Consider the following 11943-nt stretch of genomic DNA (forward strand, 5'->3'; position numbering starts at 1 on the left):
TTTCGGCAGTGATTTTTATTTTCCTGTCATAAACTTCCAGGCTGATTAGGTGAGCAGAGTCAGATTTTGCCTGACCCCAACCCATCTCACCACTTTCGGAAGTTTTTTATTTTCCTACCATAAAAATTTAAACTAAATTTAAGCAAAGATCAATATAAAAAAAACAAGATGCTATTTTTTCGCACCAATAGCCACTATCTGACCACCTGAGCCCTCCGCCCTCTGCTTATCGCAGTAGTCACTCCATGACTGCATGAGCCGCCGCCGCTTATCCAGCAGATCACCGCGCCGATATGCGGCCTCAACTTTTGACTCAATGGCATGGCCTAAAGACTGTTCGCAGACCTCCCTTGCATAGTTCGTCTGTTCGGCTGACCAGTCCCGGAAAGTGGACCGGAACCCATGAGGCACCGCGTCAACTTTCATCCCCCGGCATACCTCCAGCAGAGCCATATCTGATAATGGTTTGTTTTTGCTGTTCGGAAAAATAAAGTCACACTCGGGGAAACGCGGTGTTGACTTCAACAGTTTCATGGCCTGTTTTGATAACGGTATCACATGCTCTTTTTTCGTTTTTGTTCTCTCTGCTGGTATAGTCCAGACGTTGCCGTCTATCTCTGACCACTTGGCACCGCGCGCCTCTCCAGACCGGCAGGCGGTCAATATTACGAATTCCAGGCACCGCGCCGATATGCCCGGACGGACCCGGAGTTTTTCAATAAAGCCGTTTATCTCTGAATATGGCAGAGCAGGCATATGCCGGACCCGTTTTATTTTTGTGGGCTTTGGCAGTAATGCCTCCAGGTATCCTTTCCACCGAGCGCAATTATCAGTGGAGCGGTGTCCTGATATGATGGCCCAGTCAATGATATTTTCTATCCTCTGCCGGAGCCGTGTCGCCGTCTCCGTCTTTTCCTCCCATATCGGCCGGAGAATTGACAGGACATGCTCCAGGGCGATCTCTTCCACGGACATGTCACCTATCACCGGATAGGCATAATTGGCCACCGATGAGAGCCAGTCTCCGGCATGTTTTTCGTTTCTGAATTCCGACCGTTTCTTTTCAAAGCAGGCCTCCGCCGCCTCCCGGAAGGTCATTCCAGAGGCCCGGAGAGCCCTCTGCCGCGCTTTTTTTGCTTGGATAGGGTCAATGCCCTGGTGTATCTGATCCCGTGCCGCTCGTGCCCTCTCTATGGCCTGCGAAAGGGTCACGGCAGGATAACCTCCCAGGCCGATGCACCGCCGCCGATCACCCACCATGACCCGGAGGACCCATGACTTGGCACCACTGGGCTTGACCTGTAGCAGGAGCCCAGGCACCCCTCCGGCTGCATGCGTCCCGGCTTTTGATATCTGTTTGACTCGGAGAGCGGATATCTGTTTAATGCTCTTTGGCATGGTTACACCCCCTTTTATGAGTTAGGCGGAGACGTTTAGAGATATGCCACTGGATATGCCAAAAAAAATAACATCATTTAAGACGGGTTGCAACAGAAAAAAACAGTCTGCTAAAAATATTTCAATTAAAACAATTAGATTGTGATACTTGATGGAATTGAAGAAAACAGGTAAAAACATGAACTTGGCGGACATTCTCTCCGCCATTTTTATGCCTATTTCCCCGGCTCCAGCTTTTTTGCCCCGAACCGCAGCGAGAAGAGGGTGGCAAAACCGGACAGGCCGGCCACGCCGGCAAACGATAATGCCATCCAGGCCCAGCCCTCGACCCCGGCTGAGCGGTTGCGGATGCCGGCCATGAAAAGCCGGTAGGCCGGGCCCGCCTCCAGCACGATCACCGCTAGGACATAAAGGGCGCTGACCGCCATGAACACGAACCCGCCGAAGCTGGTGACCGCCTGGGCCGGGTTTTCCGAGGCAAAATCCGGGTAGGCCGCGCCCAGCCCCACCCCCATGGCCACGATGGCCGGGATCATCAGGCACATGGTCGCCAGGGAAAGCCACATCATGAAGGGCGTGACCGACAGCAGCAGGTTGGTGATAATGATCAGGACGATGGTCATGACAAACAGGGGCGCCAGGTAGACAAAAAATTTGATGCGGACAAACAGGCGCATGGAAATCGGGCAGCTGCGGGTGATCCAGAAGGCGCCTTTTTCCATGCTCACGGCCGGAAAGGCGAAGCGGGCCGTGACGGCGGTGAGAACGAACGCCGCCAGCCCCATGTTCAAAAAGGCGAACAGGTTCTGCAGGTAGACGGTTTTGATGGGGGATTTTTCAAGCGGCAGGACCTTGAAATTGTAAACATAGATGATGATCAGGGCCATGATCAGAAAAAGCTGGGACCACTGGCTCTGGTCCCGGAGAAAGGTTTTGATCTCTTTGACCACAAAGGCCCGGACGTGGGACGGCAGGAAAAACAGAAACACCGCCGCGTACTCCCGGTTGCCGCGCCGGACGGATTTCACGCGGCCGCTGGCGGTTTTGGAAAACCCGGAAAAATAGATCCGGTCGGCGACAATCTGCATGATCAGGATCAGGGCCGCGGCCAGGGAGATGCACAGCAGGCCGTTAAAAAGGCTGCCGGCCATGTCGCCGGTCAGCGTCGCGGTAATGCAGTCATAGGCCCAGGTGCTGGGCAGCCAGGGGGAGGAGGGCGTGTTCAGGGATTTTAAATAAACCAGGGTGGTGGCGAACATCTCCGGATCGACCAGCCGCTCCGGCCGGAGCAGGCGGAAGGCGAAATAGAGCAGGATGAACAGGGCCAGCCCCAGGAAGATGAAGATGGTTTTCAGCCGCGAGGCGGAGATCAGGTTGACGATGAAAGCCACGCCGATGGCGCTGATTCCGGAGGCGATGACGCACAGGCAGAGCAGGCAGACCAGAAAGGCGACGTAAAAAAACGGACCGGTCGCATAGACGATGCCGTAGGCGATAAACACCGGCAGGACGAAGACAACCACCATCCAGGCGCTGTCAAAGGTAGCCTCGATCCATCGGGCCAGGAACAGATACCGCCGGGGAACCGGCAGGGAGTGGACCAGGTTCAGGTCCCGGGACAGATAGAGCTTGGACAGGAGCGTGATGACGCTGCTGAACACCAGCAGGGACAGGATCACCACGAAAATCATGGACAGCAGCTTGTTGGCCAGGATCTCACCCAGCTGCTCGATGCCTTGAAAATAGGTCAGTATCCGGAAGGAGGCGGCAAACACCCCGGCCCACAGGGCCACGCCGATGCCGCCGAACAGCAGGAACTGGATTTTCCGGGAATATAACATGCGGTTTTTAAACGACAGTGCCCTGGGGAAGAGCAGGGTATAAACGATCGAAAGCATGAAATCGCTCCGTTTTCCGGCTGTATCGGTTTAGTGTGACGGTGATTATAGCATGGCATGGATTGCCGGAGCGAGAAAAAAACCGGCGGGGGAAAGCAGGAGACATCAAGCGGCACACCGCGGTGTCCACGGGATTTACAGCCGTACTTTCACACGTCCACCACCACCCGGGCCGTCCAGCCGTCAGGGCCGGACGAGACCGAACCCTGGTGATAAGTGACGGCCTTGATATCGGTTTTCAGGACGTGACGGGCCGGGGAGTAGGAGTCAAACAAGATATCCGCGGTCAGGCTTGTCTCTGATATGCCTTTTATGCGCGCCGATTTAATCAGCAACCCTTCCACTGTCCACAGGGCCAGCAGTTCTCTCAACCAGTTGATCATCAGGTCGGCGGTATCTTCTCCCGCTATGGTGATGGTCCGGGTGGCGTCGCCGGTCACCCGGGACAGGTCGGCAATATTGTCGAACAGGGCAAAGCAGGCGTTGGTGAACAGATCCGGCAGATCCCGGCCGTAAATTTCGATCTTTAGGTCGGCGGTATGATTCAGCAGGGTGTAACGTCCGTCGGGAATCATATCCAGCCCAGGATATTCACAAAGACGATCCATGAGATAATGTTGATCAACAGGAAAACGGCCAGGACCTGTGCTTTCCCCCTGGTTGATACATGAAAATATCCCCAGCAGATCAGGAAATAGGGCGTCATGTAATTGATGACCAGCGACCAGATGTGCGGCCAGTTGCCCCAGTACCGGTATTCCCATACCAGGGCGTTGAATTGATTTAACATGATTTCCACGCCGATGCTGAAGGCGCCCACGGCCAGGGGGATGAAGATGCGGTTGGGAAGGCCCATGATTTTGACGGTTTTGTCTTCGGGCAGCAGTTTGACGAAGATGATACCGGTGATGGAAAACAGCAGGAATATTTCGATATTGATGCCCACCAGGATGAGAAAGGCCGTGTCTCCGGGCGTGCTCCACAGGGCGGCATACTGCGTGAAATGAAGGATGAGGGCGTTGATGATTTCCCAGATGAAATCCCCGGCGATAAACAGCAGGCCAATGAGAACCGCGTCCCAGTTCCGTTTCTGGATTTCCACGGCATAGACATAAACCACCAGCACCAGAAAGGGCACGATGTACCAGTGAAAATTTTCGGTACTTCTCAAAAGACTCAGGGCCTGCTGGCTTGCGTTCGTCATGATTGTCTCCGGTATTACAGCCCGGCCCGGAATTCCAGATAGTCGCGGGCCGCGGCGCCGGGGGCTTCGATCATGGGAAGATGGCCGATACCTTTCATGACGACGGCCTGGGAATTAGGCAGCAGGGAAACCAGGATGGGCGCCGTGGCGGCGCTGATGGCGCGGTCCTCTTCTCCCCAGACGATCAGGGCCGGGGTTGTCAGACCCCGGACGGCTTCTTCAACGGAGTCGGCCTTGATCTGTTCAAAGATGCGTTTTTCCAGTGCGACGTTCCGGATCCGTTCCTGGGCCATGACATCGAGGACAGGCCGGGGGATAAAAGGCGGCCGGCTCATGGCAAAGTCATAGGTTCGCGCGAACTCGTCTTCGTTTTTGGCGATCAGCGGGTTCTCGCCGGTTTCGCGGATGACCCGGCGGAGATCGCTTTCCGGGGCCGACCAGATGCCGCCGGGCGCCAGCAGCCACATGCTCTTGACCTCGCCGGGATAGAGAACCGCATATCGCATGGCGATCAGGCCGCCCATGGAACTGCCGCCGATGTGAATCGTTGACAGGCCCAGGGCATTTATAAACCGGTGCAGGCGCTCGGCCTGGGCCGCGGAAGAATAGTCCGCTTCGGCCGGGTGGGAGGACTCGCCGAAACCGATATGGTCCGGAACAATGACATGGCAGGTTTTGGTCAGGTTTCGGGCCACGAAGGTAAAATTATCCTTGTTGGCCCCGAAACCATGCAAAAGCAGAAGCGGCTCACCCTTGCCCCCTTCCAGGTAAACGTATTTCTCGCCTCCCGGAAGCGTCAGTTCCTTGCGCTCCAGCCCGCAGATTTTCCGGGTCAGGTCGAACGATGTCGCGGCGAACTTTTCCGGGGCAAGATAGAGAAACCCGGTCGTCGCCACGACCAGGGCAATGATAACGGCCAGAAGACCTGCCAGCAGTTTTTTCATGGGCGTACCCTCCTGATTAAAGAAAAGATTTCGACTGGATCAATCTAATAGGGTCATGACCGCCTGTCAAGCATCCCCGGATTTTTGCCGGAAGATTACATCCGCACTTCGGGAAAATCACTTAAGGGCACCTCCAAAAATTGCCTTTTGGCTCGATCTCGGCGTTGCGCTCAAATTTTAATCCTCGAAATACTTCAATGTATTCCTCCGGTTAAAATTTTCGCGCGCCTTGACCTCGAACCAAAATTCTAATTTTTAGAGATACCCTTAATTAATGACGTCTCTCATCGTAAAGAACTTGTTTTCCGGACACGGGGTCTGATATGAAGGGAAAAATACATAAAGACAGGGCTATGGGTAGGTAAATGCGGTTATCAACGATGGCCCCTTTTCCGGGGGCAAAAGGTGATGAGGTTTTGGCATGAGCAACAATGAAGCCTGGTATGAGTATCCCACCAATCTGGTGGATATGTTCGAAGACAGCGTGAAGAAGTTTCCCGACCGTCCCGTGGTGGGCACGAAAAACGCCGCCGGGGAATATGAGTTCACCACCTACGGCCGTCTGGGAGAGCGGGTGGATAACCTCCGGGCCGGCCTGGCCCAGTTGGGCGTTGACAAAGGCGATGGGGTCGGACTGATTATCAACAACTCCGAGGCCTGGGGGGTGATCGCCTTTGCCGCCTATGGCCGAGGCGCGCGCCTGGTGCCCATGTATGAGAAGGAGCTGGTGGCTACCTGGCGGTATATCGTCAAGGACAGCGGGCTGAAGGTCCTGTTCGTGGTCAACCAGGCCGTGTATGAAACGGTCAAGGGTTGGGTGAATGAGATCGACACCCTGGAAAAGATATTCATCATCAACGGCAGCGGCGAAAACAGCCTGGCCGCCCTGGAGGAAAAGGGCCGCAAAAGCCCCGTGCCGTCCATCAAGCCCCATTACAGCGACATCGCCGGCCTGATTTACACCTCCGGCACCACCGGCGATCCCAAGGGCGTTCTCCTGAGTCACGGCAACTTCACCACCAATGTCCAGGCAGCCGCCAAAATGTTTCCCGATATCGATGAAAACGTGGTGACCCTGTCGATTCTGCCCTGGGCCCACAGTTTCGGCCAGACCGGGGAATTGTACCTGGGGATTTACCGGGGGGGCTCCACCGGTCTGATGGGTTCGGTGGATACCATTGTGGAGGATATGGGCAAGGTGCGGCCGACGGTGCTGATCGCCGTTCCCCGTGTGTTTAACAAAGTTTACAGCAGTATTCATAACATGATGGCGGAAAAGGGCGGTCTGCCCCTGTTTCTGTTTAACGCCGCCAAGAAAGCGGCCGAGGAAAAGCGCCGGACCGGCCAGGCCGGGTTGAAATTCAAGATTCTGGATAAGCTGGTTTTCGCCAAAATCAGGGCCCGCTTCGGCGGCCGTCTGACCAGGGCCGTGACCGGCAGCGCCGCCATGAATCCGGAAATCGCCCAGTTCTTTATCGATATCGGCATTCCTACCTATGACTGCTACGGACTGACTGAAACCACTCCGGCCATGACCATGAACTCGCCGGGCGCCAACCGGCTGGGCACCGTCGGCCGGGCCATTGAAAAGGTCACGGTGGTGATCGATAAAACCTATACGGGCGAAGACAGTGAAGACGGCGAGATCGTCTGCTTCGGCCCCAATGTCATGCAGGGCTATCATAACAAGCCGGAGAAGACCGCCGAGGTCATGGTGCATGACCCCGTGCTCGGCACGGGTTTCCGCACCGGTGACCGGGGTCGGCTGGATAAGGACGGCTTCCTTTATATCACCGGCCGGTTCAAGGAGGAATACAAGCTGGAAAACGGTAAATATGTCCATCCCGCTTCCCTGGAAGAGGACATCAAACTAAATCCCTATGTGATCAACGCCATGATTTACGGCGAGGGGAAACCCTATAATGTGTCCATACTGGTGCCGGATTTCGCGGCCCTGAAGCCGGTCGCCCAGGAAATGGGGCTGGGGGACAAAAGGCCCGAAGACCTGATCCGGGAGGAGAGGATTCAGGAACTCATCAAAAACTCGGTGGTCACCCAGCTTAAAAAAACCTACGGCGGGTATGAGATCCCCAAAAAGTTCCTGTTCCTGGCCGAAGATTTTTCCCTGGAAAACGGCATGCTGACCCAGACCATGAAACTCAAGCGCCGCAACGTCTTTAAGAAATATCAGGACCAGCTGGACGCGCTTTATTCGTAAGGGCATCTCTAAAAATTGCCTTTTAGAGATACCCTTAAGAAAACAAGCCGGCTTTTTATCAACGATTAAACAAGCCGGGGATGCCTGACGGTGATAAACGTCAAGGCGTCCCCGGTTTTTTTGTCGGTTCCGGCAGCCCTTTTTCATAACAGGCGATGGGGATGTTGTTGGCGATGGCCCCCAGGCAGCGGTTGCAGTTGACGCAGGCGGAGCGGTCGGACTTTTTTTCGCGGAACTGCTTGACCAGAAACGGCTCACGGACAAAGGGGCGGCACATCTGGATGAAATCGGCGTCCCCGCTGGCCGTGACGGCCTCCATTTCGGCCAGGGTCCGCAACCCACCGACCAGGAAGAGGGGCAGGTCGCCGGTGACTTTCCGGACGGCCCTCGCGGCTTCGAGGTTCCAGGGGCCTTTCAGGTCGTATTTCCCTTCCATGGATTTCATGACGACCCAGGCGCCGGCTTTTTTCCACCAGGGCAGGGAACGGATCAGTTCCTTCATCGGCACGGACCCGTGCCACATGGTCATATGTTTGTAAAGCAGGTTCCCGGAGGCGATTTCCAGTCCGTCCACGCCGGCTTCCTTCAACCAGGCGGCATGCCGCAGGGCCGTTTCCAGGGTGACGCCCGGGCCCGGCGTGTGGTCGTCGGTGCTGATCTTGACCACCAGCGGCATGCCCGACGGCAGTTGGGCTTTGATGGCGAGGACGATCTCTTTTAGAAACCGGAAGCGGTTGACGTCGCTGCCGCCCCATTCATCCGTGCGCCGGTTGTGAAAGGGCGAGAGGAACTGGTTGATCAGGTAGCCGGCGGCCGCGCTCACGTGGATCCCGTCGGCGCCGGCCCGGACCGCGCGCCCGGCCGCCGCGGCATAGGAGCCGATGACGGTCCGGATGTCCTCCGCCGTCATAGCCCGGGGTTTGACCAGGTAGGTGGGATCGCGGTGAATCGCCGACGGACCCATGGGTTTGCCGCCGATGGTGACCGGCATGGTCTGCCGGCCGGCGTGCACCAGTTGATAGAGAATCCGGCCGCCCTGGCCGTGAACGGCCTCGGCCAGGGAGGTAAGCCCGGGCAGAAAGCCGTCGTCGTGAATACCGGTCTGGTGGCCGGTCGCCCGGCCATGGGGATGAACGCACATGTAGCCGGTCACGATCAGCCCTACTTCTCCTTTGGCCAGGGTCCGGTAGCGCCGGATCAGCCGGTCGGTGACATGCCCGGTCTCGGTGGCCATGCATTCGTAGGTTCCCGAATGCACAAACCGGTTTTTGACTTCAAGAGAGCCGACACGCTTGGGGGTGAACAGAATCGACATGGGGCTCCTTTACAGCCGGCCGAGATTGTCGGGAGATGCTCCCTCGGCCAGTTTTTTGATGACGCGGAGCATGCGTTGCTCCATGATAAAGGACGGCAGCTCGCCGAAGGCGATGACGATCAGGTTCAGCCACAGGGAGCGGGGGGGCCACTCGATGCCCCATCGCTCCACGATGCGGGTGGTGCCGTCGGGCCGGGCAAAGAGATTGAAGCTCCAGTACCCTGCCATGTGCATCCCCCTGGGCAGGGGCGGAACAAAATATTTCCGGCCTTCCTGCAGTTTCCGTGAATCCGTCCAGAGGACCAGCTTCCTGTTCTCTTCCATTCGTTCCACGGTAACGCCCATGCCGTTTTTATGCAGGAGGACATGGTCGCCGGCTTTCAGGTCCTGAAGCTCAGGCCGTATCTGGTAGACATTGTGGATGCCGAACCCGAAGAGCCGTTCGAGCCAGTCGTAGCTGTAATACCCGCCCCGGCCCTGGCCCAGCTGCTTGAACCAGGGCCAGACGGCTTCCACGGGCGCGTTGACGGTGATGGCGTGGGTCATGTAAATGGACGGCATGGGGGCGAGTTCGTCCTCCGGCAGCGGCATCAGAAACTCTTCCGACGTCGCGCCCCAGCGGCAGTACCACCACCGGAAGACACCGATGAACATAATGATCAGGACCTCCACGATCAGCAGGGTCAGAACAATCGAAAAAGTACTCATGGGCCGATTCCTCCTTGGTTATTCTCTTTACCCCAGGCATGGTTGAAGCCGCGAACGGGAGGCGTTGTCGCAACGCGCTACCGGTTTCTTTTCGCGGCGGTTTTTATCCTATACAATTTTTAGACCATACGGTCAAATAAAAAATGACAACCGCTCCGGGATTTTTTCCAACGGTTCCGGAAATGGTCCTGGCAATCTCTTTGTTTAAAAATTAAAGGGGTGTAGGAGCGGAAGGGCAACCGGACCGGGAAATATGTCAAACCCGTAAAGTGTATAGTTTATGAAGAGAAGAGGGGCGTCCGGTCAGAAAATATCAATCGTCTTACCGGTTTCGGCGGTAGAGTACCCGCCCAGGGCCGTCACCCGCTCGGCAAACTCCCGGGAGTTGATGATTTTCATCAGCACCCCCATGGCCGGCAGATCGAAAAATTGCTCGGGGATGACCAGTTCGTATTGCTCCGTGACCACGGGAAGAAAATTCAGGCCCAGGGCCCGGGCCGCGGCCAGGATACCCAGCCCGGCGTCGGCCGCGCCGCTGGCCACGGCAATGGCCACGGACATGTGGGTGTACTCCTCGTTTTCGTATCCGTTGATGCCGGCGGGGTCGATGCCGAGCTGCTTGAGACGGTAGTCCAGCAGCACCCGGGTCCCGGACCCGGCCTGGCGGTTGATGAACCGGATCCGGCCGCCGGAAAGATCGGTGAAATCCCCTATGCCCAGGGGATTGCCGCGCGCCACCATCAGGCCCTGGTCCCGGTCCACCAGCCGGACCAGCTTGATTCTCATGCCCTTCAAATATTTTTTGATATAGGAAATATTGTACTGGCCGGTTTCGGTGTCGAGCAGGTGGGAACCGGTCAGGTGGCAGTATCCCTTGGCCAGGGCGATCAGGCCGCCCAGGCTGCCCACGTGGGAGGAGGCCAGAAAGGTTTTGGGGGCGCCACGGCCGGCCAGGTCGGCCAGCACGTTGAGGGTGTTGTCGTGGCTGCCGACGACAACAAGGGTGTTGTCCAGATCCGGTCGGGGCTTGATCAGTTCGGCCTGAACAACGGCCCCTTCCGGCAGCCCCTCCGTGTCGGCCGGGACCCGCACCAGGGCGTCGGCTTCGGCCAGGGAGGAGACCGAGCCGGCGCCACGGGGCAGTTGCGTGGCCACCACCCGGCCGCCGACATTGCCCAGGCGCACCCGCAGGAATTCCTCCACGCCCAGCTTGGAGGCCGCTTTTTTGGCCAGGGTGGCCGTGAGCGTCGGCCTGTCTTCGTGCGGCAGGCGCTGCATGAAGCGCAGCAGGGGCCGGACCAGCTGGTCAAAACAGATCACCGCCGAAACCGGATAGCCGGGCATGCCCCAGACGGGCGTGTCCCGGACAACGCCGATGATCAGCGGTTTGCCCGGCATGATGGTGACGCCGTGGACCAGGACCCGGCCCAGGGAAGCGATGACTGATCGTGAAAAATCGCTGGCCCCGGCCGATGATCCGCCCACCAGCAGGATCATCTGAAAGCGGCCGCTGTCCAGGGCTTTTTCAACCGCCTGCCGGATCTGTTCAACATCGTCGGGCACGATGGCGTGACGGACGTAACGGCCGCCGGCCGCTTCGATCAGCTTGCCCAGCATGGCGGAATTGCTTTCCAGGATTTTGCCGGCAGGAAGTTGCCCGAGGTCCAGTTCCGTATGGCAGTCTACCAGTTCGTCGCCGGTGGGGATGATCAACACCGCCGGTCGCCGGATGACGGCTGCGGAGAATACGCCGGCGGACAGCAGCGCCCCGACGCACAGGGGCGTGACGTGATGATACGCCGGGAAAATCAGTTCCGTGGCCACGATGTCTTCGCCGGCTTTGCGCACATGCTGCCAGGGGACCACCGGCGCCATGATTTCGATGTGGCGGTCATCAATGACATGCACGTCCTCGATCATGATGACGGCGTTGGTTCCGGCGGGCAGGGGATTACCGGTGTTGACGAAGAAGGCGTTACGGCCGGTTTCCAGGGTCAGCGGAGCGGTTTCACCGGCGCCGTAAGTTTCCTCGGCCGTTACGGCAATGCCGTCCATGGCCGCGATGTGGTAAGGCGGAACCGACAGCCGGGCGGAGACGCCGGCCGCCAGCACCCGTCCGACCGTGTCCGTCACGGCGATTGTTTCCGAAGGCGGCTCACTGCCTGTATAGAACGTTTCGGTAACAATGGCCCTGGCCTGGTTCAGGCTCTTTTTTTCAAGGTAGATGTTGCGGTTGTTAACGGATGCCATCATGCTCC

At 57.5% G+C, this 11943-nt stretch carries 9 protein-coding genes; 1 reads left to right on the plus strand and 8 read right to left on the minus strand.

Annotated features, from left to right (window positions below; all coding sequences use genetic code 11):
• Positions 1 to 171 precede the first annotated feature (171 nt).
• From AB1724_02565 to AB1724_02585, 5 genes are all read right to left on the minus strand, one after another.
• Entirely contained in the window at positions 172 to 1398 is a 1227-nt protein-coding gene (locus AB1724_02565) for an integrase arm-type DNA-binding domain-containing protein (protein MEW6076675.1), read from the minus strand.
• A 215-nt stretch (positions 1399 to 1613) separates the two neighbouring features.
• Positions 1614 to 3296, minus strand: a complete 1683-nt coding sequence (locus AB1724_02570) for a hypothetical protein (GenBank protein MEW6076676.1) — start codon at positions 3294 to 3296, stop codon at positions 1614 to 1616.
• A gap of 149 nt (positions 3297 to 3445) precedes the next feature.
• Positions 3446 to 3871, minus strand: a complete 426-nt coding sequence (locus AB1724_02575) for an archease (protein MEW6076677.1) — start codon at positions 3869 to 3871, stop codon at positions 3446 to 3448.
• The gene (locus tag AB1724_02580; GenBank protein MEW6076678.1) at positions 3868 to 4500 is read right to left on the minus strand and encodes a hypothetical protein; all 633 of its coding nucleotides are present in this window, start codon (positions 4498 to 4500) and stop codon (positions 3868 to 3870) included. Before AB1724_02580 ends, AB1724_02575 begins: the two co-directional genes overlap by 4 nt.
• Positions 4501 to 4514: 14 nt before the next feature.
• The gene (locus AB1724_02585) at positions 4515 to 5444 is read right to left on the minus strand and encodes an alpha/beta hydrolase (GenBank protein MEW6076679.1); all 930 of its coding nucleotides are present in this window, start codon (positions 5442 to 5444) and stop codon (positions 4515 to 4517) included.
• Positions 5445 to 5865: 421 nt separating this feature from the next.
• Between AB1724_02585 and AB1724_02590 the strand changes: the two genes are divergently transcribed.
• Positions 5866 to 7662 (plus strand): long-chain fatty acid--CoA ligase, encoded by a 1797-nt coding sequence (locus tag AB1724_02590; protein MEW6076680.1) that lies wholly within the window; start codon positions 5866 to 5868, stop codon positions 7660 to 7662.
• A gap of 100 nt (positions 7663 to 7762) precedes the next feature.
• Here AB1724_02590 and AB1724_02595 read toward each other — a convergent pair whose 3' ends face one another.
• The 3 genes from AB1724_02595 to AB1724_02605 all read right to left on the minus strand — a co-directional run bounded on the left by AB1724_02595 (position 7763) and on the right by AB1724_02605 (position 11938).
• The gene (locus tag AB1724_02595; protein MEW6076681.1) at positions 7763 to 8977 is read right to left on the minus strand and encodes an NADH:flavin oxidoreductase; all 1215 of its coding nucleotides are present in this window, start codon (positions 8975 to 8977) and stop codon (positions 7763 to 7765) included.
• A 9-nt stretch (positions 8978 to 8986) separates the two neighbouring features.
• On the minus strand, positions 8987 to 9685 hold the full coding sequence (locus AB1724_02600) for a hypothetical protein (GenBank protein MEW6076682.1): 699 nt from the start codon (positions 9683 to 9685) through the stop codon (positions 8987 to 8989).
• A gap of 303 nt (positions 9686 to 9988) precedes the next feature.
• A complete protein-coding gene (locus tag AB1724_02605; protein MEW6076683.1) occupies positions 9989 to 11938 on the minus strand; it encodes a molybdopterin biosynthesis protein in 1950 nt (649 codons plus the stop codon).
• Between the last annotated feature and the right edge of the window lie 5 nt (positions 11939 to 11943).

The sequence above is a fragment of the Thermodesulfobacteriota bacterium genome (assembly GCA_040753795.1).
Classification (GTDB): domain Bacteria; phylum Desulfobacterota; class Desulfobacteria; order Desulfobacterales; family Desulfosudaceae; genus JBFMDX01.

Excerpts from the sequence above, each read along its gene's own strand:
- AB1724_02565 (MEW6076675.1), bottom strand. The coding sequence starts at position 1,398 with ATGCCAAAGAGCATTAAACAGATATCCGCTCTCCGAGTCAAACAGATA.
- AB1724_02585 (MEW6076679.1), bottom strand. The coding sequence starts at position 5,444 with ATGAAAAAACTGCTGGCAGGTCTTCTGGCCGTTATCATTGCCCTGGTC.
- AB1724_02605 (MEW6076683.1), bottom strand. The coding sequence starts at position 11,938 with ATGATGGCATCCGTTAACAACCGCAACATCTACCTTGAAAAAAAGAGC.
- AB1724_02590 (MEW6076680.1), top strand. The coding sequence starts at position 5,866 with ATGAGCAACAATGAAGCCTGGTATGAGTATCCCACCAATCTGGTGGAT.
- AB1724_02575 (MEW6076677.1), bottom strand. The coding sequence starts at position 3,871 with ATGATTCCCGACGGACGTTACACCCTGCTGAATCATACCGCCGACCTA.
- AB1724_02570 (MEW6076676.1), bottom strand. The coding sequence starts at position 3,296 with ATGCTTTCGATCGTTTATACCCTGCTCTTCCCCAGGGCACTGTCGTTT.
- AB1724_02600 (MEW6076682.1), bottom strand. The coding sequence starts at position 9,685 with ATGAGTACTTTTTCGATTGTTCTGACCCTGCTGATCGTGGAGGTCCTG.
- AB1724_02580 (MEW6076678.1), bottom strand. The coding sequence starts at position 4,500 with ATGACGAACGCAAGCCAGCAGGCCCTGAGTCTTTTGAGAAGTACCGAA.
- AB1724_02595 (MEW6076681.1), bottom strand. The coding sequence starts at position 8,977 with ATGTCGATTCTGTTCACCCCCAAGCGTGTCGGCTCTCTTGAAGTCAAA.